We start from the raw sequence: 20,776 nt of genomic DNA, 5'->3' as shown, positions 1-20,776 counted from the left end.
GAGAGGGAGGCATTGAAATGATCCACAAGGCGGCTTTTGCCGGCAGCTTTTATCCTGGAGAAGCGCCGGAACTGCGCCGCCAGGTAGCCTCGGCCATTCCTCCTCAACGCTCCAAGCACAAGGCCTTGGGCGTGATGCTGCCCCATGCCGGATACCGCTATTGCGGCCACATCATCGGCAAGACCCTGGCAGGGCTGCAGCTTCCCCGCCGCTTCATCCTGCTCTGCCCCAACCACACGGGACGGGGCGCCCCGCTTTCCATCCAGTCGCTGGGACGCTGGCAGACTCCCCTCGGCGAGGTTGAGATCGACCGTCCGCTGGCGCGCGCCATCAAACGCCACTGCCTGAACGTGCAGGACAGCCCCGAGGCCCTGCGCCGCGAGCACTCTGTGGAAGTGCAGTTGCCCTTCCTCCAGTACTTCCTGGACGAGTTCACCTTCGTGCCGGTGGCCGTGGGAACCTCGCGACTGCAGAGCCTGCTGCTTCTGGGACGCGGATTGGCGGCTGTGCTGGAAGAGGCGGAAGAGCCGGTCATGCTCATCGCCACTTCCGACATGAACCACTTCGAGCCCGCCGAGGTCGGCCGCCAAAAGGACCAAGCCGCCCTGCGCCTGATCTGTGAAATGGACTGCCAGGGGCTCTATCGCGAGGTGCGGGAACGGCCCATCTCGATGTGCGGATACGGTCCCATGATCGCGATTATGGAGGCGTGCAGGCTGCTGGAGGCGCGAAGAGCCGAGGTGGTCGACTATGCCCAGTCCAGCGACGTTACCGGGGAATTTTCCAGCGTTGTCGGCTACGCCGGCGTGGTGATCCGTTGAAGCTGTGGCAGATAGCCACCGCCAGGGCGTCGGCGGCGTCGTGGGGCTGAGGCGTACGGCGCAGGTTGAGCAACGTCTTGACCATCATCTGCACCTGCGTTTTCTCGGCCCGTCCGTAGCCCACCACCGACTTCTTGATCTCCAGGGGCGAGTATTCGAGGATGGGGACGCCGGCTTCGGCGGCGGCCAGCAAGATGACGCCGCGGGCATGGCCCAACTTGAGGGCCGTCTGCACGTTGACGGCGTGAAAGACCTTCTCCACCGCCACCACCTCGGGCTGGTGCTCGGCGATGCGCTGCTTTAATCCTTGGTAGATGCGAACCAGACGCTGGGCGAAATCGGAAGAGTCTCCGCGTTTGAGCCCCTCCACCTTTCCATAGTCGAGGCACTTGAGCCGGCTTCCCTGCGCTTCGATGACCCCGTAGCCCGTCACCCGGCTGCCCGGATCGACGCCGAACACCTTCATCCGCTTATCTTGTCACGCGGCTCTGTCATGCGAGTCGTGGCCGACTCGAACTCTCAAGCTCCAATTCCCAACCCGCAAAGGCTCCAAAAAAGGGCAAGACCGACTGTTGTGAGTTGGGGGCTTTGGAAGTTGGATTTTGGCGAGCCAGGCCAGCCCCTCAGTTCATGAGGGCTTCCATCTCGGCTTCGTCGATGTCGAGGTTGGAGTAGACGTTCTGCACGTCTTCGTGGTCTTCCAGCGCATCCATCAGCTTGAGCATCTGCTGGGCCTGCTTGCCCTCCAGGGCCAGGGAGTTCTGCGGGATCATGGTGACTTCTTTGCTTTCGGCCTCGATGCCGGCCTTGTCCAGCGCGTCGCGCACCGCATCGAATTGCTCGAAGGGCGAATAGATCTCGTAAGCGTCCTCGCCCGTCTCCATGTCCTCGGCGCCGGCTTCCAGGGCAATCTCCAGCAACTGGTCTTCCTCGGCTGCGTCCAGAGGAACCCTGAAGTAGCCCTTGCGTTCGAAGATCCAGGCCACCGCCCCGTTCTCGGCCAGGTTGCCGTTATGTTTCGAGAAGAGGTGACGGATCTCGGCCACGGTGCGGTTCCTGTTGTCGGTCAGCGTTTCGATGAAGACGGCCGCTCCGCCCGGTCCGTAGCCCTCGTAGCTGACGGGTTCGTAGACCTGCCCCGGCAGTTCTCCGGTGCCTTTGAGAATGGCCCGCTTGATGTTGTCCTGGGGCATGTTGGCGCCTTTGGCCTTCTCAACCGCCGTGCGTAGCCGCGGATTGGAATCTTCGTCCCCGCCGCCCAGGCGCGCGGCCACGCTGATCTCCTTGATCAAGCGGGTGAACAGCTTGCCCCGCTTGGCGTCAGCCGCCGCCTTCTTATGTTTAATCGAATGCCACTTGGAATGTCCTGACATATTGGTTCTGCTCCCGTCGGTCCAAACGCCTATTTTAACACGGCCGGCGCGGCTGACATCGCGACTCGGCGAAGCGAAATCCGATACACTGAAGCCATGTCCAAATGCGGTCACATCGCGCTCATCGGACGCCCCAACGCGGGCAAGTCGACGCTGCTCAACCACCTCATGGGGCAGAAGATCGCCATCGTCAGCGACAAGCCCCAAACCACGCGTCGGCGCATCTTGGGCGTCCTCAACCGCGGGGAGGCACAAATGATCTTCGTCGACACTCCGGGAATCCACAAGCCGGGCTACCGCCTCAACCAGATCATGATGGATACCGTCTACGAAGCCATCAAGGACGTGGATCTGCTGCTTCACATGGTGGACGCCTCCGAGCCCTACGGACGCGGCGAGCAGTTCGTGGTCGATTTGGTCAAGCAGGCCGGCAAGCCCACCCTGCTGCTGCTCAACAAGGCCGACGCCGTCAACAAGGGCCGTCTGCTGCCCGAGATCGAAGCTTACAACGAGCGCTTCGCCTACCAGGAGATCATCCCCATCTCGGCCTCCCAGGGCGACAACGTCGAGGTGCTGCTGGAGCGCATCGCCGAGCATCTGCCCGAGTCGGACTGGCTTTTTCCCGAAGACTACTTCACCGATCAGCAGGAGCGCTTCCTGGCTTCCGAGATCATCCGCGAAAAGGTTCTGGCTCACACCCGCCGAGAGATTCCCTACTCCACCGCCGTAGTGATCGAGGAGTTCGACGAGAGCCGTCGCCAGGAGGAGGAAAGCTTCCTGCGCATCACGGCCTCGATTTTGGTCGACAAGCCCAACCACAAGAAAATCGTCATCGGGCGGGGCGGACGCATGATCAAGCGGATCGGCACCGAAGCCCGCAAGGAGCTCAAGCGCATGCTCGAGGTCAAGAGCCTCTACCTCGACCTCAACGTCAAGGTAGAAGCCGGCTGGCGCGACCGCGAAGGCCTCCTCGACCAAATGGGCGTCATCGGCCGCTGAGAGGAACACAGCCATGGACAAAGCAGAAGCCGCCCCCGCTCAGCGCAGCACGGTGCAATCGATGATCGAGAAGGTGCGCAGTCCCTTTTACTTGCGCCTCTTCTTCTTGACCAAGCTGCCGCTGGCCTTGATGGCGGGGCTGCGGGTGAGGGACCTGGACGAGTCCTCTTGCCGGGTCTCAGTGCCTTACGGATGGCGCACCACCAATCCCTTCCGCTCCACTTATTTCGCTGCTCTCTCCATGGCGGCCGAGCTTTCCACCGGCTTGCTGGCCGATCTGCAGGTGCGTCTGGCGCCCGCTTCGGTGGCCATGCTCATAGTGGGATTGGAAGCCGAGTTCGAAAAGAAGGCCACGGGGACCACCTTCTTCACCTGCCAGCAGGGAGAGGCCCTGGCCAGGGCCGTATCTCAGACCTTGCAAGAGGGCGAGCCGGCCACCGCCAGGGTGGAAACCGTCGGTCGTCTCAAGGACGGAACCGTGGTGGCCCGCTTCGCCTTCACATGGTCCTTCAAGAAGCGTCAAACCCGTTGAAGACCAAGTCTGGAATGGGTTCCAGGAGCCGCCCGAGACAGTCCTCCGCCTGCCACGCCGTCAAAAGATTCGGGCCATTTCACGGCCTTGTGACGGCGATTTTTCGGCAGTTCGAGGAAAAAACTGGAGATTCATACGAACTTTTTCCGCAGAAAACCGTCTAACTCTTATGAAAGTCATCGCCATTCATGGCGGTGCCTCCTGATGGATGAAACGGGGGGCGGGAAGGCAACCCTACCTACCCTAGCGAGCTCAAGCCCTTCTCGCCCCTGCCATCTCCCCCAAGGCTTAGCGTAATCCTCCTTTCTCCGGTCGATCGGCAGCACCCGGGCCAACGGCTGAGAGTGCGCGCAAGAAGCCAAAACCCTTTCTATGGGCATAAACTTATTGACAGGAAAGGGAATTCGGCACAGAATAGAAAAGCTTGACGTGGCCTTTAGCGCAGGCCTGTTTCCCTTCCCCTTAAGGGACCTGCGCTGCAGAGCCGGAGAGGCTGGCGAGTCGCAACCCGATACCGCCGTTCCACACCCTAATGCGGTGGGCGCGATTCGACGACCCCGAAAGGCAGCCGCGTCGAGTGCGATCGATTCCATACCGATTGGAAACCGAAAAGGCCCGCAAGCACCCTGCGGGCCTTTTCACTTTCTGACTGTGAGATACTGCCCTGGTGCAGTTGAAGGTCTCCCGCCAATTGATGGCCTCCATTACCGAACGTGTGCAAGACGCCTATCCTGAGGAGGCCTGCGGCCTGTTGGGAGGAAGGCGGGAGGGAGAGACCGTCCAGGTGGCGGAGGCTTTCCCGGCCCCCAACTCGTGGCCGCAGGATGGGGAAGAGGGCAGGGGTTCCCGCTTCACCATCGCACCCGGCTTTCATCGCCGGGTTCACTCCGCCCTGAGCAAGAAAGGCCTGCACGTCGTAGGCGTTTATCATTCCCATCCCGACGCACCGCCTCAGCCGTCCCGCTTCGACCTGAAGATGGCCTGGCCCGAACTCGTCTACTGGATCTTCAGCGTCAGGCGCGGCCAGGCCCGCCAGAGCAGAGCCTGGAGGCTGCGCCCTTCAGCCGACCAGGTGGAAATTATCTGCACCTGAATCCTGCTATGCTGGAGCCATGAGCGAGTTGAGCCGCGCCGAACTGGAGCGCTACAGCCGGCATTTGATCCTGCCCGAAGTGGGAATGGAAGGGCAGAAGAAGCTCAAACAGGCTTCTGTGCTGTGCGTGGGCGCCGGCGGACTGGGCTCTCCGCTGGCCCTCTACCTGGCGGCGGCCGGCGTGGGGCGCCTGGGCATCGTCGACTTCGACGTAGTGGACGCTTCAAACCTGCAAAGGCAGATCCTGTACGGCACTTCCCGTCTGGGGCGATCCAAGCTGGAATCGGCGCGGGAGCGGCTGGGCGATCTGAACCCCGAGGTGGAAGTGGTGACCCATGAGATGCGCCTCGATTCGAGCAATGCGCTGGAAGTCATCGAAGACTACGACATGGTGGCCGACGGGACCGACAACTTCCCCACCCGCTACCTGGTCAACGACGCCTGCGTGCTGACGGGCACGCCCAACGCCTACGCCAGCATCTTCCGTTTCGAGGGACAGGCTTCGCTGTTCGGCTTGCCGGGAGGCCCCTGTTACCGCTGCCTCTTTCCCAAACCGCCCGATCCGGGACTGGTGCCCTCCTGCGCCGAGGGAGGCGTGCTGGGCATCTTGCCGGGTTTGTTGGGAGTGATCCAGGCCACCGAGATCATCAAGCTGATAGTGGGCCGCGGCCGGCCGCTGGCGGGACGCCTGCTGCTGGTGGACGCGCTGTCCATGCGCTTCCGCGAACTTAAGATCAAGCGCAATCCCGAGTGTCCCGTGTGCGGAGATCATCCCACCCAAAGCAATCTGATCGACTATGAGGGGTTTTGTGGAATGAGGAATCACGAGCAAGAAACCAGAGTGCCCGAGGTCAGTCCGCGTCAATTGAAAGAGGAACTGGATGCCGGCAAAGACCTGTTCGTCCTCGACGTGCGCAATCCGCCTGAACTGGATATCGCCAAGCTGGAAGCGGCTTCGGCGCTGATCCCGCTGCCCGAGCTGGATGAGCGGATGGAGGAACTCGATCCCGACAGGGACATCGTGGTCTTCTGCCGCTCCGGAGCGCGCAGCGCGGACGCCACCGAGAGGTTGCTGGAGAACGGCTTTAGACGCGTCCGCAACCTGGCCGGAGGCATCTTGGCCTGGTCGGATCAAGTCGATCCTTCCATTGCCAAGTATTGAGAGGCTTGAGGCGTTGTGCAGATCGCCGCAAGGATGCGCTCCCAGCTTTCAAGGACCGACCGTGTGCTACCTGACGTCGGGGATGAGTTGGCGCACGTAGCGGCCGACTTGCTTGGGCAACTCGGCTTCGCCCTTGTGTTCCTCGATGAACTGGACGATGGCCGAACCCACCACGGCGCCCTCGGCCTGCTCCCACACCCGCTGCACCGCCTCCGGGGAATCGATGCCGAAGCCGACGGCGATGGGCGTGTCGGTGTAGCGGCGCAAGCGCGCCACGGTGGAGGCGATTTCTTCCCCCACCTCGGTGTGACTTCCCGTCACGCCGGTTCGGGCCACCAGGTAGAGAAAGCCCCGGCTGACCCGGGCGATGCTCTGCAGGCGCTGGTCCGAGGAGGTGGGCGCGGCCAGAAAGACCGTGTCCAGCTTCTCCAAGGGCTGCATGAGCCGGTATTCCTCGGGAGTCAAGTCCGAGATAAGCAGCCCGTCCAGTCCTGATCGGGCGGCTTCTTCTTCGAGGCGCTCAAGTCCATAGCGCATCAGCGGGTTGATGTAGCTCATGAAGAGGAGTCCGGCGTCGGTCTTGGCCCGCACCCGTCCCACCATGTGAATGAAATCGCTCATGGAGTATCCGTGCTGCAGAGCCTGAAAGGAGGAGCGCTGGATGACCGGGCCGTCGGCGATGGGATCGGAAAAGGGGATGCCGATCTCTACGATGTCGGACCCGGCTGCCACCAGTTCCACGATGATCTCTTCAGTCGTCTCCAGGTCGGGATGTCCGGCGGTGACGAAAGGGATGAAGCATTTGGGTTGTTTCTGAAAGGCTGCGGACAGTCTCGACATCTTGGTTCCCGGTCCTTTCTCGAACCTGCGCTCACTCTGAGAAGCTGCGGACGGTTTCAACGTCTTTGTCGCCGCGTCCTGACATGTTGACGATGACGATGGGCTCAGGGCGTCCTGACCGCCGGCGGGCCGCCGACAAGGCCACCGACTCTTGGCGCATCAGATCGGCCACCGCATGGGACGATTCCAGCGCCGGCAGGATGCCTTCCAGGCGGCACACGGCGTGAAAGGCCTCCAGCGCCTCTTCGTCGTCGGCCGAAGTGTAGAGGATACGCTTTTGGTCATGCAGGTAGGCGTGCTCGGGCCCCACCGAAGGGTAGTCCAGTCCCGCCGAGACGGAATGGGTCAAGGCCACCTGTCCCAGTTCGTCGTGGAGCAGATAGCTGCGGGTGCCGTGGAGCACGCCCAGGGATCCGCCCTGAAAGCGGGCCGCGTGATCTCCCAGGTCGCCTCCGCGGCCTCCGGCTTCCACCCCCACCATGACCACCTCTTGATCGTCGAGGAAGGCATGAAAGAGCCCGATGGAGTTGCTGCCTCCGCCCACGCAGGCCGAGAGGGCGTCGGGAAGGCGCCCTTCGGTTTCCAGGACCTGGCGGCGGGCCTCGCGTCCGATGACCGACTGGAAGTCGCGCACCATCACCGGGTAAGGATGAGCGCCCAACACCGATCCCAGCAGGTAATGGGTGTCTTCGACATTGCTGACCCAGTCGCGCATGGCTTCGTTGATGGCGTCCTTGAGGGTGCGCGAACCGGCGTCGACGGGGGTCACGGTGGCCCCGAAGAGTTCCATGCGGTAGACGTTGAGAGCCTGTCGGCGCATGTCCTCGGTGCCCATGTAGACCTCGCACTCGAGTCCCAGCCAGGCGCAGGCGGCGGCGGTGGCTACGCCGTGCTGTCCGGCTCCCGTTTCGGCGATGATGCGCGACTTGCCCATGCGCTGAGCCAGCAAGGCCTGCCCCACCGCGTTGTTGATCTTGTGGGCGCCGGTATGGCAGAGGTCCTCGCGTTTGAAGTAGACGCGGGCTCCCACTTGCTGGGAGAGGCGGCGGGCCTGATAGAGGGGCGTGGGACGGCCCACGAAACGGCGCAGCACGTCTTGCAGCTCCTCCTCGAACGACTCGTCGCGGCGGGCTTGACGGTAGGCGCGGTCAAGCTCCTCCAGCGGCGACATGAGGGTCTCGGGAACGAACTTGCCGCCATAAGGGCCGAAATGGCCTCCGGCGTCGGGCAGCTTGGCATAGGAACTCATCAGGATATCTCCGAAAGGAAGCGTTTCAGTTTGAGGGGGTCTTTGCGGCCGGGCGCGGACTCCACTCCGGAGCATACGTCCACCCCCTGGGGACGCGCCCGCCGTACGGCCTCGGCCACGTTGTCGGCATCGAGTCCGCCGGCCAGGATGAAGGGGCGTCCGGCGAGTTGGCGGCGCAGGGCGTCCCAATCGGCCTTGACGCCCTTTCCCATGGAGGGATCGACCAGCAGGTCGCCCTGCGGAAAACGGCCGATATCCGAAGGCGTTACCGCCGCCCACACCGGGCGTCCCCACCCTTGCAGGTCGGCCTCACCTGTCGCCCCGTGGACCTGCACCACGTCGATCTCGGGAGGAATGAAGGGCCGCGGACCCCGCGAGGCTATCACCACGGCCACCTTGAGGGCACTCTCAGGCAGGGCCTTGAGGATGGTCCGGGACCCTTCAGGATCGATGTAGCGCGGGCTTTGCCGGACGTAGTTGAAGCCGACCGCGGTGGCTCCTCCGTGCAAGGCCGCCAGGGCGTCCTCCAGGGTCGTGATGCCGCAGATCTTGATCAGCATTCAGAGTCCTCCCCCCGCAGGCTCCGCAGCGTGGCGGCCGGATCTTCGGAATTCATCAGGCTGGAACCGACCAGAAAGGCGCTGAAGCCGGCATCGCGCAATTCGGCGATCTGAAGATGCTCATCGATGCCCGATTCCGACACCAGAAGCCGTCCCTTCTCGCCTTCCATTTCCCGCGCCACCCGGAAAGAGGTGTCGAGGTCGACCTGGAAGGTCTTGAGATCGCGGTTGTTGACTCCGATGACCTTGGCCCCGGCCTCCAGAGCCATTTCAAGCTCGCGCAGATCATGCACTTCGACCAGGGCGTCGATGCCGTATTCCTCGGAGCAGGAGACCAGATCGGCCAACTCGGACGGGGTCAGGCAGGCCGCGATGAGCAAATAGGCCGATGCGCCCCAGATGCGGGCCTGCACGATCTGGTAGCGCTCCACAATGAAGTCCTTGCGCAGCAGCGGCAAGTGCTCCTGTTGGGCGGAAAGGCGCTGCAGGTATTCGGGACGGCCGTCGAAGAAGGACTCGTCGGTGAGCACCGAGAGCGCCGCGGCGCCACCTTTGCGGTAGGCCTCGGCCACTTCCTCGGGCGGCCACTGAATGGCGAAGGGACCGTGAGAAGGGCTGCGGTACTTGATCTCGGCGATGATGTTGATGCCATCCTCCTGCAGGGCCCGGGAGAAGGAAGGGGGAGCGCTTTGGATGAGGTCGCCGGGGAGTTCCTCCAGCAGCTTGGCGAAGGCTTTTTGCCGCAGCATTTCGTCCACTTCGGCTCGCTTACGGGCGACGATTTGATCGAGGATGTGCACGGCTACGACAAATCTCCTGTTTGAGTGGCTTGCACCAGCCGGCGCAGTTTTTCGAGGGCCGCACCGGAGTCGAGCGATTCGGCGGCCTTGTCGAGAGCCTGCTCGAAGCTGCCGCCTTCCACCAGATAGATGGCAGCGGCGGCGTTGAGGAGGACGATCTGGCGGGCCCGGCCCCCCAGGCGCCCTTCCAGCAGTCCGGTGGTGATTTCGGCATTGCGGGCGGGATCGCCTCCCTTGGGCAGAGGCCTCTCGTCCTCTTCGATTCCGTAATCGCGGGGATCGAAATCGAAGGTCTGGACGCGCCGGTCCTCGACCTGGCTGACGCGGGTCAAGGCGGCCGGAGAGATCTCGTCCAGGCCGTCCCGGGAGTGGACCACCCAGGCCCTGCGGCATCCCAGCGAAGCCAGCGACCAGGCCAAGGACTCCGTCAACTCGGGCGCGAACACGCCTACCAGTTGATAGGAGGCCCCCATGGGATTGGTGAGAGGACCCAGCAGATTGAAGATGGTGCGTCTGGACAGGTTGCGGCGGATCTGGGCCACCCTGGCCATAGCGGGATGAAAAGCCGGTGCGAAGAGAAAGGCCACTCCGATCTCCTGCAGGCAGGCGGCGGCCAACTCGGGTTGGTGGCCGATGTCGACGCCCAGTTCTTCCAGCAGGTCGGCGGATCCGCTGCGCGAGGTGACGGCCCGGTTGCCGTGCTTGGCCACCGCCACCCCGGCTCCGGCGATGACGAAGGCCGCCGTGGTGGAGACGTTGAAGGTGTCGGCTCCCCCGCCCGTGCCGGCGGTATCGACCAGGTCGTCGCGCCGCACGGGTAGGCGCAAGGCGTGGCGGCGCATGGCGCGGGCAAATCCGGTGATCTCCTGAGGATGCTCGCCTTTCTCGGCCAGCGCCACCAGCAGCTCGGCGATCTCGGAGTCCGGCAGGTGGCGGGAAAGTATGGCGTCCAGCGCTTCTTCCGCCTGGCGGGCCGAGAGATGCTCTCCGCCCTCGGCCTGCCGGGTCAACTCCCGCAACATAAAAACCTCTCAAGCAGGGCCATACCGGCCCGCGTCATGATCGATTCCGGGTGAAACTGCACGCCCTCGGTGTCGTGATCGCGATGGCGCAATCCCATGATGGTACCGTCCTCGGTCCAGGCCGTCACCTGCAGGCAAGAAGGGAGCGAGTCGCGTTCCACCACCAGGGAGTGATAGCGGGTGGCTTCGAAGGGATTGTCGAGTCCCCGAAAGAGGCCTCCTCCCTGGTGGTGCACCATGGAGGTCTTGCCGTGCTTCAGCTCAGGCGCGTGGACGATGCGTCCCCCGAAAGCCTGGCCGATGACCTGATGCCCCAGGCATACGCCCAGGATGGGGATGCGGCCCGAAAAGCGTTCCACCACCTGCAGCGAGATGCCGGCCTGCTGAGGACGTCCGGGCCCGGGCGAGATGACGATGCGGTCGGGACGCATGGCTTCCACCTCCTCCAGGCTGAGCGCGTCGTTGCGGTAGACCTGAGGACGGGCGCCCAGTTGGCCCAGGTACTGAACCAGGTTGAAGGTAAAGCTGTCGTAGTTGTCGATGACCAGCAGACTGCCCTGGCGGGACGCGCCGCCGGCCGTCCGCTCCCAGTCGCCCAGTCCTGGGGCTCCTTTGCCTTGGCCCGGGGCGTTGTCCCTCAATCCTTTGCTGTTCATGATGCGGCTCCCATTTCCAGGGCCCTGAAGAGGACTCGGGCCTTATTGTGGCATTCCATGTCTTCGTGTGCGGGCTTGGAGTCGGCCACGATGCCGGCTCCCGCCTGCACGTAGGCTTTGCCGTCCTTGAAGACGATGCTGCGGATGGCGATGCAGGTGTCCAGATTGCCGGTGTAGTCCAAATAGCCCACGGCTCCGGCGTAGACGCCGCGTCTCCAGGGCTCCAGTTCCTCGATGATCTGCATGGCTCTCACCTTGGGCGCTCCTGAAACGGTCCCGGCCGGGAAGCAGGCCCGCAGCGCGTCCAGTGCGTCCAGGCCCGGACGCATGCGTCCGCTCACCGAGCTGACCAGGTGCATGACGTGCGAGTAGCGCTCCAGGAACATGAAGCCGTCCACCTCGACGCTGCCGAAACGGCAAACGCGTCCCAGGTCGTTGCGTCCCAGGTCGACCAGCATCAGGTGCTCAGCCCTCTCTTTGGCGTCGGCCTTGAGTTCCTCGGCCAAGCGCTCGTCCTCGGCCTCGTCCTTGCCTCTGCGGCGCGTCCCCGCAATGGGACGGCATTCCAGGCGCCGGCCCTGGACCCGCACCAGCATTTCGGGAGAGGCTCCCGCCACGGCCAGGTCCCCCTGCTTGAGGAAGAAATGATAGGGCGAGGGGTTGAGGTAGCGCAGGGCCCGGTAGACGTTGAAGGGATCGCCCGGGTAGTCGACCTCGAAACGCTGGGAGAGCACGACCTGGAAAATGTCTCCCTCCACGATGTGCCGTTTGGCGGTGCGGACGTCTTGTTGAAAGCGCTCCCCGCCGTACCCGCAACTGGCCGAATAGGAGAGCGGTTCGCCGCCGCAACTCCGCAAGGCGGGCCCGTTGCGGTAATGAGCCCCATCCTCGGCTTGCGGCCTGAGCAGCCGTTCCGCCAGTTCCTCCACCTTGTCGGGGCCCTCGTGGGAGAGCACGACGATTTCGTGACGAAGATGGTCGAAGACCACCACCGTCGAGTAGAAGTCCATGCGCACGCTGTGGCCCGGCAGGAGGTGGGGACCGGCCTTCCGGCCCTCACCCAAAGGCTCGAACTCGCGCACCAGGTCGTAGGAAAAGATTCCCACCGCTCCTCCGCAGAAAGGCGGCAGTTGATCGGGCGAGATCTCGAAGCGGCGGAACTCCTCCCTGAACTCCTCGAAGCTGCCGCTGAAATGGCGCTCGGGAGCCATCCCCAGGAAGGAATAGCGTCCGATGCGTTCACCGCCCTCCACCGATTCCAGCAGGAAGGCTCGATCGGCTTCAGCCGCCAGCTTGAGAAACGTCGACACCGGCGTGAAGGTGTCGCCCAACAATCGCTTCTGATGGATCATGACAGCGTCTTCTCCCTCGCAAGCCCGCCCCGTCGGTTTGATGTCGGGCACAAAAAAAAGCCGTGGAGAACTAGTCCCCACGGCTTTTCCACTCATTGATCTAGTAGAAAGTCAGATCGGCAGACAATTCTCCGGCGTCACATCTTGAAGTCGCTTCGCCAGAAAAAACCGTCTGCCATCATCCTTCTTCCCAGACAATCAGAATAGGGATTCCTTGGATTAAAATCAACCCCTTTTTTCGGGCGGGGCCGTTTGCCGGGTCTCTACATGCCCTTGGTCATGGCCTTGAGGAAGTCGTTGTTGTTCTTGGTTTTGGAGAGCTTCTCCAGCAGCAGCTCCATAGATTCGGTGACCGAAAGCGGGTTGAGCACTTTGCGCAGCACCCACACCCGGTTCAGTTCTTCGGCGCTGAGCAGCAGCTCTTCCTTACGGGTTCCGGAACGGTTGATGTCGATGGCGGGGAAGACGCGCTTGTCAACCAGCTTGCGGTCGAGGTGCAGTTCCATGTTGCCGGTGCCCTTGAACTCTTCGAAGATGACGTCGTCCATGCGCGATCCGGTGTCGATCAGAGCCGTGGCCATGATGGTCAGGCTGCCGCCTTCCTCGATGTTGCGGGCGGCTCCGAAAAAGCGCTTGGGACGCTGCAGGGCGTTGGAATCGACACCGCCCGAGAGCACCTTGCCGGAAGGCGGGACGATGGTGTTGTAGGCGCGGGCCAGGCGGGTGATGGAGTCGAGCAGGATGACCACGTCCTTCTTGTGCTCGACCAGGCGCTTGGCCTTTTCGATGACCATCTCGGCCACCTGCACGTGGCGGGTGGCGGGTTCGTCGAAGGTGGAGGAAATGACCTCGCCCTTGACCGAACGCTGCATGTCGGTCACCTCTTCGGGACGCTCGTCGATGAGCAGCACGATCAGCACCACCTCGGGCTGGTTGGCCGTGATGGAGTTGGCGATGCTCTGCAAGATCATGGTCTTTCCGGCCCGGGGCGGAGAGACGATCAACCCCCGCTGTCCCTTGCCGATGGGGGTGAGCAAGTCCATGACGCGTCCGGAAAGGTTGTCCTGTTCGGTCTCCAGTTGCAGGCGCTCGTCGGGATAAACGGGCGTCAGATTCTCGAAAAAGGTGCGCTCGCGAGCCACGTCGGGATGCTCGAAGTTGATGGCTTCGACCTTGATCAGCGCAAAGTAGCGCTCGCCTTCCTTGGGAGGCCGCACCTGCCCTGAAACGGTGTCCCCCGTATGCAGGTCGAACTTGCGGATCTGGGAGGGCGAGACGTAGATGTCGTCGGGTCCGGGCAGGTAGTTGTACTCGGGGGCGCGCAGAAAGCCGAAGCCGTCGGGCAGGGTCTCCAGCACGCCTTCGGAGAAGATCAGGCCGCTGCGTTCGGTCTGCGCCTTGAGGATCTGAAAGATCAACTCCTGCTTGCGCATGCCGGTGGCGCCGGCGATCTCCAGCTCTTTGGCGATCTTGTTCAGCTCTTGGTTCTTGAGCTCTTTCAGCTCTTGAATGTTGAGCGTATCGCCTTCGGAAATGTTTGCGGTCTTGGTCGAAGATTCAGCCATATCAAACCTCTTGAATGATTCGCCACAACTCCTTCTTCCCGGCGCCGGTATGGGCCGAATAGGGAAGCACGAGATCGGCGTTGAAGGTCTCCCTTGCGCGTTTTAACGATTTCTGCAATTGACTGGCCGACAATTTGTCGGCCTTGGTGGCCACGATCAGGTGCGGAATGCTGTATTGCTCCAGCCACTCGCGCATGATCTGATCGAGGTTGCTGGGTTTGTGCCGGGCGTCGACCAGCAGGATCAACAGCTTCAGATCTTGGTCGCCGCGCAGATATTCCTCGATCATCGGTCCCCAGCGCTCCCGCTCCGAGCGGGAGACCTTGGCGTATCCGTAACCGGGCAGATCCACGAAGAGCCATTTGGAATCCACGAGGAAAAAATTGATCAGGCGCGTGCGGCCGGGCGAGGAACTGGTGCGAGCCAGTTTCTTGCGTCCGACCAAGCTGTTGATCAAGCTTGATTTGCCTACGTTCGAACGCCCCACGAAGGCGATTCGCGGCAAAGGGCGAGTCGGGTATTCGCGGGGCTGGGTTGCACTTGTAACAAACGACGCTTCCACGTTGACCAGCGTTTTGCTTTTTCTTCCGGGTAATCTGTAGGGACGGGCGGCAGGCTCTGGGAGGGTCTCAAGACACGGAAAGGCGGCCGAAGCCGCCCTCCGGGTGAGTTCAATGGACGCCGGGACGATCCTCCCCCTTGATCTGGGGGGGCCGTTGTTCGATCAGGTCCCCGTCCTTCTCCTTTTTCTTTCCAATGGGCCGCTCCAGAGCGATATCCAGCACCTCGTCCATACTTTCGACGAGCCGGATCTCAAGTTCTTTCTTGACCGACTTGGGAATATCTTTGAGATTCTTTTCGTTTTCCTTGGGCAGGAGCACCGTCTTGATTCCGGCGCGGTGAGCCGCCAGCACCTTCTCCTTGACGCCTCCGATGGGCAGCACGTTGCCGCGCAGGGTGATCTCACCCGTCATGGCCACGTCGCGGCGCACCGGTATGCCGGTCAAGGCGGAAACAATGGTGGTGGCCATGGCGATGCCGGCCGAGGGACCGTCCTTGGGGATGGCTCCTTCGGGCACGTGGACGTGCATGTCGTTGGCCTTGTGAAAATCGGAGGCGATGCCGTATTCGCCGCTGCGCGAGCGGATGTAAGAGAAGGCCGCCTTGACCGATTCCTGCATCACTTCGCCCAGCTTTCCGGTCAGGGTGAGGTTGCCCTTGCCGCGCATGGCGGTGGCTTCAGTCATGAGCACTTCGCCGCCCACCTCGGTCCAGGCCAGTCCGGTGGCCAAACCGACCTCGTTGGACTTGCCGGCCATCTGGTTGCGGTACTTGGGCACGCCCAGCAGATCGCGGGCCGCATCGTGGTCGATGCTGACGGGCTCGAAATCGTCCTCGTCCTTGTTGCGCGAGACCACCACCTTGCGCGCCACCTTGCGGCACACGTTGGCGATTTCGCGCTCCAGGCTGCGGACGCCCGACTCACGCGTGTAGGAGCGGATGATCTCCTGCACGCCCTCGTCGTCGAATTCGATCTGTTCGGGGGTCAGGCCCTTCTGCTCGATCTGCTTCTTGACCAGATACTTCTGGGCGATGTTGAGCTTTTCTTCCTCGGTGTAGCCGGAAAGCTGAATGATCTCCATCCGGTCCTGCAGGGGACGCGGAATCGTGTGCAGCACATTGGCCGTACAGATGAAGAGCACCTCGGAAAGGTCGAATTCGACGTCCAGATAGTGGTCGTTGAACTCGCTGTTCTGCTCGGGATCGAGCACTTCCATCAGGGCCGCCGAGGGGTCTCCGCGGAAGTCGGTCGACATCTTGTCGATCTCGTCCAGCAGCATGACCGGATTCTTGCTGCCGGCCTTCTTCATCATCTGGATGATCTGGCCCGGCAGGGCGCCGATGTAGGTGCGGCGGTGGCCCCTGATCTCGGCCTCGTCGCGGACGCCGCCCAGCGACTGGCGCACGAACTTGCGTCCCGTGGCCCGGGCGATGGAGCGCCCCAGCGAGGTCTTGCCTACGCCCGGCGGTCCCAGGAAGCAGAGAATCGACCCCTGAGCTTCCCGCTTCTTGGCCAGTTGGCGAACGGCCAGGAACTCCAGGATGCGCTCCTTGACCTTTTCCAGGCCGTAGTGGTCTTCTTCCAGGATCTGCTCGGCCTTGGTGATGTCCTTGATCTCGTCGGTGCGCTTTTCCCAGGGCATGGCCAGCAGCCAGTCGAGGTAGGTGCGGCTGACCGTGCTCTCGGCGCTCATGGGAGGCATCTGCTCCAGGCGGCGGATCTCGTTGAGGGCCTTTTCACGCGCCTCTTCGGGCATCTTGGATTCTTCGACCTTCTTTTTCAGCTCCTCGATCTCGTCCTTCTCGCCCCGTCCCAACTCCTTCTGGATGGCCTTGATCTTCTCGTTCAGGTAGTACTCGCGCTGGGCCTTTTCCATCTGCCGGCGTACGCGGCCCTGGATCGACTTGTCCATCTTGATCTTCTCGATCTCGATCTCGATGAATTCGCAGATCTTCTCCATCCGCTCGGCCGGGTCGAAGATCTCCAGCAGGGCCTGCTTGTCTTCCACGGCGATGGGGAGGTTGGAGGCGATGGTGTCGGAGAGGCGGTCGGCGTCGGTGGAGCGCGAGGCCTGCACGATGGTCTCGTAATTGACGTTGGGATTGAGCTTGGCGAACTGCTCGAAGAGCACGTTCAGCTTCTTGGTCAGCAGGCTGGTCTTGGCGTGGGAGATGCGGGGCACCTTTTGGAAGTGGACGTCGGCCTGAAAGAAGTCCTCAGTCTCGTGGACTCCGCTGATGCAGGCCCGCCGCACGCCTTCCACCATCACGCGGATATTGCCGTCGGGCAGCTTGAGGCTCTGCACGATGTTGGCCACGGTGCCCACCTCGAAGATCTCGTCGGGGGAGGGATTGTCCTGGGAGGCGTCTTTCTGGGTGGCCAGGAAGATCTTCTTGTCGGTTTGCAGCGCCCTCTCCAAAGCCAGCACCGAGGAAGCCCGACCGATCACGAAGGGGACCATCATGTAGGGGAAAACGACCACGTCCCGAATGGGAACCATCGGGTAGCGCTGGGTCGTTTTTTGTTCTTGTTCACTCATGGTTGTTTCCTGTCGAAGGCGGTCGGGGCCGTCAACGAATCGCTGCCGTTCCGGTGCCGCGGCACCTTGCCTGAGCCTTTCCGGGTGATCCGCCTCTGGGGATGCGGAGATGCTCGCTCTGAATGATGTCTAGATTATCAGTTTCCTCTGACCCGTGCTTTGGGAAAAAGCGTCTTGTCCCGGAGTCTCATCCGGCCTTTTCCAGCAGTTTGAAAACCACGTCCTTGTTCTCGACCATTTCGCGGGTCACGACAAACTCCTTGACCTTCTTGTTGGAAGGCAGTTCGTACATGACGTCCAGCATCAGGTCTTCAGTGATCAGGCGCAACCCCCGGGCTCCGATCTTGCGCTGCAGAGCCAAGTCGGCGATGGCCCTGAGGGCGTCGTCGGTGAAGCGCAACGACACGTTCTCGAACTCGAACATCTTCTGATATTGCTTGATGAGGGCGTTGTTGGGCTGGGTGAGGATCTGGATGAGGGCATCGCTGTCCAGTTCGTGGAGAGTGCAGATGATGGGCAAGCGTCCCACAAACTCCGGTATCAGCCCGTACTTGATCAGGTCTTCCGGCAGCACCTTCTCGAAGAGCGCCGTATTGCTGGCCTTGCGCCAGCGCAATTCGTCGCCGCTGAGAGAAGGCGAGTGGAACCCCATGGAAGAGGTCCCCAGGCGCTTCTGGATGGTCTTGTCCAGTCCCACGAAGGCGCCCCCGCAGACGAAGAGGATATCGGTGGTGTCGATCTGCACGAATTCCTGGTGAGGATGCTTGCGTCCCCCCTGAGGCGGGACATTGGCCACGGTGCCTTCCAAAATCTTGAGCAGGGCCTGCTGCACGCCCTCTCCGGAAACGTCGCGGGTGATGGAGGGGTTTTCATCCTTGCGCGAAATCTTGTCGATCTCGTCGATGTAGATGATGCCCTGCATGCATCGGTCGCGGTCGCCTCCAGCCGCCTGCAACAGCTTGAGGATGATGTTTTCCACATCCTCGCCCACGTAGCCCGCTTCGGTCAGAGTGGTGGCGTCCACGATGGCGAAAGGCACCGAAAGCATGCGCGCCAGGGTCTGGGCCAGCAGGGTCTTGCCCGTGCCGGTGGGACCGATCAGCAGCACGTTGCTCTTGGTCAATTCCACGTCCTGGTGACGCCTCCGCCCCATCTTGATGCGCTTGTAGTGATTGTAGACGGCCACTGCCAACTTCTTCTTGGCCACCTCCTGGCCAATCACGTACTGCTCCAGGAACTCCTTGATTTCGCTGGGCTTGGGAAGGGTCTCCTTGATGGAAGCCGCTTCCGCGGTCATGTCGTCCGAGATGATTTCGTTGCAGACGTCGACACACTCGTCGCAAATGAAAACCGTCGGCCCGGCGATCAGCTTCTTGACATCGTTCTGGCTCTTGTTGCAGAACGAGCAGCGAAGAACATCATCCGTGTCTTTTTTCACTCAAGACCCCCCTGGGGTACGGTAGGCCGCAGCCGATGGCCCGGCTCCCCCCATCTCAAAGGCTTCAAAGCAAGGCGGCAACTCCTTCGGGCAATCTCTCTCAAGGCTATCCGTCACCGCGTACGGTGTCACTGCAAATGCGAGTGAGCATGTCGCTTGGGTGGGATGAAATCCCCCTCGGATCGGGGGTTCACCGGCTTCTCCGACGTTACGTCGGCTGTTCAATAATCTGATCGATTATACCATACTCCCTGGCCTGTTCCGCGTCCATAATGTAGTCGCGGTCCACGTCCCGGTGAATTTTCTCAAGCTTCTTTCCGGTATGCGAGGAGAGAATCTCGCTGGTCCTTTCCCTCATGCGCAGAATCTCCTTGGCGTGGATGTCGATGTCGGTAGCTTGTCCCGACAACCCGGACATGGAGGGCTGATGGATGAGGATGCGGCTGTTGGGCAACGCGAAGCGCTTGCCCTCTTCGCCGGCCGCCAGCAAAAGCGCTCCCATGGAGGCGGCCTGGCCGATGCAGATCGTCGAGACGTCGTTGCGCACGAACTGCATGGTGTCGTAGATGGCCAGCCCGGCCGTGATGGAACCGCCTGGAGAGTTGATGTAGAGGGAGATGTCCCGCTCGGGATCCTCGGCCATCAGGAACAGCAACTGGGCGATCACCAGGTTGGCCACGTTGTCGTCGATGGGGCTGCCTATGAAAATGATGTTGTCTTTGAGCAGACGCGAATAAATGTCGTAAGCCCGCTCTCCGCGGTTGGTCTGCTCGACGACCATCGGTACAAGAGTCACTGCAACTTGCTCCTTTATGGTTTCTCTTCGGATATTTGGGCGCTTTTCTCTACCCGTTCCATGGCCCGGCGTCTCAAGAGACGCTCTCTGAAACCTTCCAGCGACCCCTCGCTGCGCAATCTCTGACGCACCTTCTCGGGCGGCTGCTGGGAACTTTCAGCCATCTTGGCGATTTCTTCCTCCAGGTCGGAGTCACCGATCTCGATGCCTTCATCGCGTGCGACCTGGTTGAGGATCAGGGCCAGCCGAACATCCTTTTCAGCCTCAGGGCGAAGATCGCGGCGGACCGCCCGCCAGTCGATTTGGGCCGACTGCGGATCCATGCCCTGATTCATCATATTATACGCCACCTGTTGAATCCTCTGATCGATTCGCTCCTCCACCAGCGCGTCCGGCACCTCGAAGGAAGTTCCGTCGATCATCTGCTGAGCCAGTGAGGCGTAGATGGCTTCGTCCTTCTGCTGTTCTTTGCGCTGGCCCAGCCGCTCGGCGATCCTGTCGCGAAGCTGGGCGAGGGTTTCCACATCTTCCACATCCAGGTCTTTGACGAAGTCGTCGTCGAGCTTGGGAAGCTGCTTTTCCTTGATCTCGGTGAGGAGGATCTCATAGGCCACCTTGCGCCCGGCCAGATTCTTATCGGCATAGTCGGGCTCGTATTCCACCTGAAAGCTCTCTTCATCGCCTTCCTTCATCCCCACCAGGGCACGGGTGAAGGCCGGATGGGTGCGTTGGTCGCCCACCTGCACCACTACGCTCTCATCGTGGATGTCGGCCTCCCTCTCCTCCTCGGCCTGGGACTCGTCTTCCTCCAGATACCACCCCTTGAGGACGATGGTGGCGTAATCGCCTTGTTCCACCTCGCGCCCCTCCACCGCCACCAGGCTGGCGAACTGCTCGCGCACCCGCTGCAGTTCCTCATCGATGTCGCCAGGGGTCACCTGGATGGAAGGGGCTTCCACCTCCAGCCCCCGGTATCGAGGAGTCTTGAACTCGGGCAACACCTCCAGGACGGCCGTGAACCTGAGGACGCTCCCCTCCTCGTATTCGACATCCTCGACACGGGGTTCGGAGATCGGCTGCAGTTCGTGTTGCTTGATGGCCTCGTCGTAGGCCTTGGGAACCAGCTTCCGGTACAATTCGTCTTGAATGTCTTCCTTGAAGCGGCGCTTGATCAGGCCCGAAGGGGCCCGTCCCCGGCGGAAACCGGGCAAAGAGGCCATGCCCCGGTACTGTCCCACAATCCGCTTGTATTCTTTGTCGGTCTCTTCGGGGGGCACCTCGACCGTCAGCTTTTTCTTGACCTGGCTGACGTCTTCCAACTCGACTTGGACTTTCATGGGATGGGAATCTCTGGGTTTTTCTTGAGGTGAGCACTGCCGAGCGGCAGCGGCGGGCTCTTAGCCGGGCCTAACGGAGC

At 61.9% G+C, this 20,776-nt stretch carries 20 protein-coding genes; 5 read left to right on the top strand and 15 right to left on the bottom strand.

What is annotated here, in order from left to right; translation table 11 throughout:
- Nucleotides 1-17 precede the first annotated feature (17 nt).
- Nucleotides 18-821 carry an AmmeMemoRadiSam system protein B gene (amrB, locus tag VLU25_00495; protein HSR66392.1) on the top strand — a complete coding sequence of 268 codons (804 nt, stop codon included), beginning with the start codon at nucleotides 18-20 and terminating at the stop codon, nucleotides 819-821.
- On the opposite strand, the gene ruvC is transcribed toward amrB, so the two are convergent.
- Together ruvC and VLU25_00485 are read right to left on the bottom strand one after the other, a co-directional pair.
- Nucleotides 769-1,287 (bottom strand): crossover junction endodeoxyribonuclease RuvC, encoded by a 519-nt coding sequence (ruvC, locus tag VLU25_00490; protein HSR66391.1) that lies wholly within the window; start codon nucleotides 1,285-1,287, stop codon nucleotides 769-771. The two genes, amrB and ruvC, sit on opposite strands and share 53 nt — an antisense overlap.
- A gap of 157 nt (nucleotides 1,288-1,444) precedes the next feature.
- A complete protein-coding gene (locus tag VLU25_00485) occupies nucleotides 1,445-2,194 on the bottom strand; it encodes a YebC/PmpR family DNA-binding transcriptional regulator (GenBank protein ID HSR66390.1) in 750 nt (249 codons plus the stop codon).
- 96 nt (nucleotides 2,195-2,290) lie between these two features.
- Here VLU25_00485 and era point away from each other — a divergent pair, with 96 nt between their 5' ends.
- The 4 genes from era (at nucleotide 2,291) to moeB (ending at nucleotide 5,980) form a co-directional block, all read left to right on the top strand.
- A complete protein-coding gene (gene era, locus VLU25_00480) occupies nucleotides 2,291-3,193 on the top strand; it encodes a GTPase Era (GenBank protein ID HSR66389.1) in 903 nt (300 codons plus the stop codon).
- A gap of 13 nt (nucleotides 3,194-3,206) precedes the next feature.
- On the top strand, nucleotides 3,207-3,725 hold the full coding sequence (locus VLU25_00475) for a DUF4442 domain-containing protein (GenBank protein ID HSR66388.1): 519 nt from the start codon (nucleotides 3,207-3,209) through the stop codon (nucleotides 3,723-3,725).
- 667 nt (nucleotides 3,726-4,392) lie between these two features.
- Nucleotides 4,393-4,818, top strand: a complete 426-nt coding sequence (locus tag VLU25_00470; protein ID HSR66387.1) for a M67 family metallopeptidase — start codon at nucleotides 4,393-4,395, stop codon at nucleotides 4,816-4,818.
- A 19-nt stretch (nucleotides 4,819-4,837) separates the two neighbouring features.
- Nucleotides 4,838-5,980: a molybdopterin-synthase adenylyltransferase MoeB gene (gene moeB / locus VLU25_00465; protein HSR66386.1), complete on the top strand. Its 1,143-nt coding sequence runs from the start codon at nucleotides 4,838-4,840 to the stop codon at nucleotides 5,978-5,980.
- A 66-nt stretch (nucleotides 5,981-6,046) separates the two neighbouring features.
- Here the strand turns inward: moeB and trpA are convergent, their stop codons facing one another.
- From trpA to tig, 13 genes are all read right to left on the bottom strand, one after another.
- Nucleotides 6,047-6,820 (bottom strand): tryptophan synthase subunit alpha, encoded by a 774-nt coding sequence (gene trpA / locus VLU25_00460; protein ID HSR66385.1) that lies wholly within the window; start codon nucleotides 6,818-6,820, stop codon nucleotides 6,047-6,049.
- 31 nt (nucleotides 6,821-6,851) lie between these two features.
- The gene (trpB, locus tag VLU25_00455) at nucleotides 6,852-8,069 is read right to left on the bottom strand and encodes a tryptophan synthase subunit beta (GenBank protein ID HSR66384.1); all 1,218 of its coding nucleotides are present in this window, start codon (nucleotides 8,067-8,069) and stop codon (nucleotides 6,852-6,854) included.
- Complete coding sequence (locus VLU25_00450; protein HSR66383.1) at nucleotides 8,069-8,629, bottom strand: phosphoribosylanthranilate isomerase; 561 nt, start codon at nucleotides 8,627-8,629, stop codon at nucleotides 8,069-8,071. Before VLU25_00450 ends, trpB begins: the two co-directional genes overlap by 1 nt.
- Nucleotides 8,623-9,429 (bottom strand): indole-3-glycerol phosphate synthase TrpC, encoded by an 807-nt coding sequence (trpC, locus tag VLU25_00445; protein ID HSR66382.1) that lies wholly within the window; start codon nucleotides 9,427-9,429, stop codon nucleotides 8,623-8,625. Before trpC ends, VLU25_00450 begins: the two co-directional genes overlap by 7 nt.
- A 2-nt stretch (nucleotides 9,430-9,431) precedes the next feature.
- Entirely contained in the window at nucleotides 9,432-10,451 is a 1,020-nt protein-coding gene (gene trpD, locus VLU25_00440) for an anthranilate phosphoribosyltransferase (GenBank protein HSR66381.1), read from the bottom strand.
- The gene (locus VLU25_00435) at nucleotides 10,436-11,107 is read right to left on the bottom strand and encodes an aminodeoxychorismate/anthranilate synthase component II (GenBank protein HSR66380.1); all 672 of its coding nucleotides are present in this window, start codon (nucleotides 11,105-11,107) and stop codon (nucleotides 10,436-10,438) included. Before VLU25_00435 ends, trpD begins: the two co-directional genes overlap by 16 nt.
- The gene (locus VLU25_00430) at nucleotides 11,104-12,459 is read right to left on the bottom strand and encodes a chorismate-binding protein (GenBank protein HSR66379.1); all 1,356 of its coding nucleotides are present in this window, start codon (nucleotides 12,457-12,459) and stop codon (nucleotides 11,104-11,106) included. Before VLU25_00430 ends, VLU25_00435 begins: the two co-directional genes overlap by 4 nt.
- Before the next feature lie 263 nt (nucleotides 12,460-12,722).
- Entirely contained in the window at nucleotides 12,723-14,024 is a 1,302-nt protein-coding gene (gene rho / locus VLU25_00425; protein HSR66378.1) for a transcription termination factor Rho, read from the bottom strand.
- 1 nt (nucleotide 14,025) lies between these two features.
- On the bottom strand, nucleotides 14,026-14,586 hold the full coding sequence (gene yihA / locus VLU25_00420; protein HSR66377.1) for a ribosome biogenesis GTP-binding protein YihA/YsxC: 561 nt from the start codon (nucleotides 14,584-14,586) through the stop codon (nucleotides 14,026-14,028).
- Between the two features lie 109 nt (nucleotides 14,587-14,695).
- Nucleotides 14,696-17,125, bottom strand: coding sequence for an endopeptidase La (gene lon / locus VLU25_00415; GenBank protein HSR66376.1), 2,430 nt, complete (start codon nucleotides 17,123-17,125; stop codon nucleotides 14,696-14,698).
- Nucleotides 17,126-17,312: 187 nt separating this feature from the next.
- The gene (clpX, locus tag VLU25_00410) at nucleotides 17,313-18,563 is read right to left on the bottom strand and encodes an ATP-dependent Clp protease ATP-binding subunit ClpX (protein ID HSR66375.1); all 1,251 of its coding nucleotides are present in this window, start codon (nucleotides 18,561-18,563) and stop codon (nucleotides 17,313-17,315) included.
- A 208-nt stretch (nucleotides 18,564-18,771) separates the two neighbouring features.
- Entirely contained in the window at nucleotides 18,772-19,359 is a 588-nt protein-coding gene (clpP, locus tag VLU25_00405) for an ATP-dependent Clp endopeptidase proteolytic subunit ClpP (protein ID HSR66374.1), read from the bottom strand.
- Nucleotides 19,360-19,373: 14 nt separating this feature from the next.
- Nucleotides 19,374-20,696, bottom strand: a complete 1,323-nt coding sequence (gene tig, locus VLU25_00400; protein HSR66373.1) for a trigger factor — start codon at nucleotides 20,694-20,696, stop codon at nucleotides 19,374-19,376.
- Nucleotides 20,697-20,776: the final 80 nt, after the last annotated feature.

The organism is Acidobacteriota bacterium, from assembly GCA_035471785.1.
Lineage (GTDB): Bacteria > Acidobacteriota > UBA6911 > RPQK01 > DATIPO01 > JANQFM01.
The sequence above is the reverse complement of the archived record's forward strand: the minus strand, read 5'-3'. Positions and strand labels throughout refer to the sequence as shown.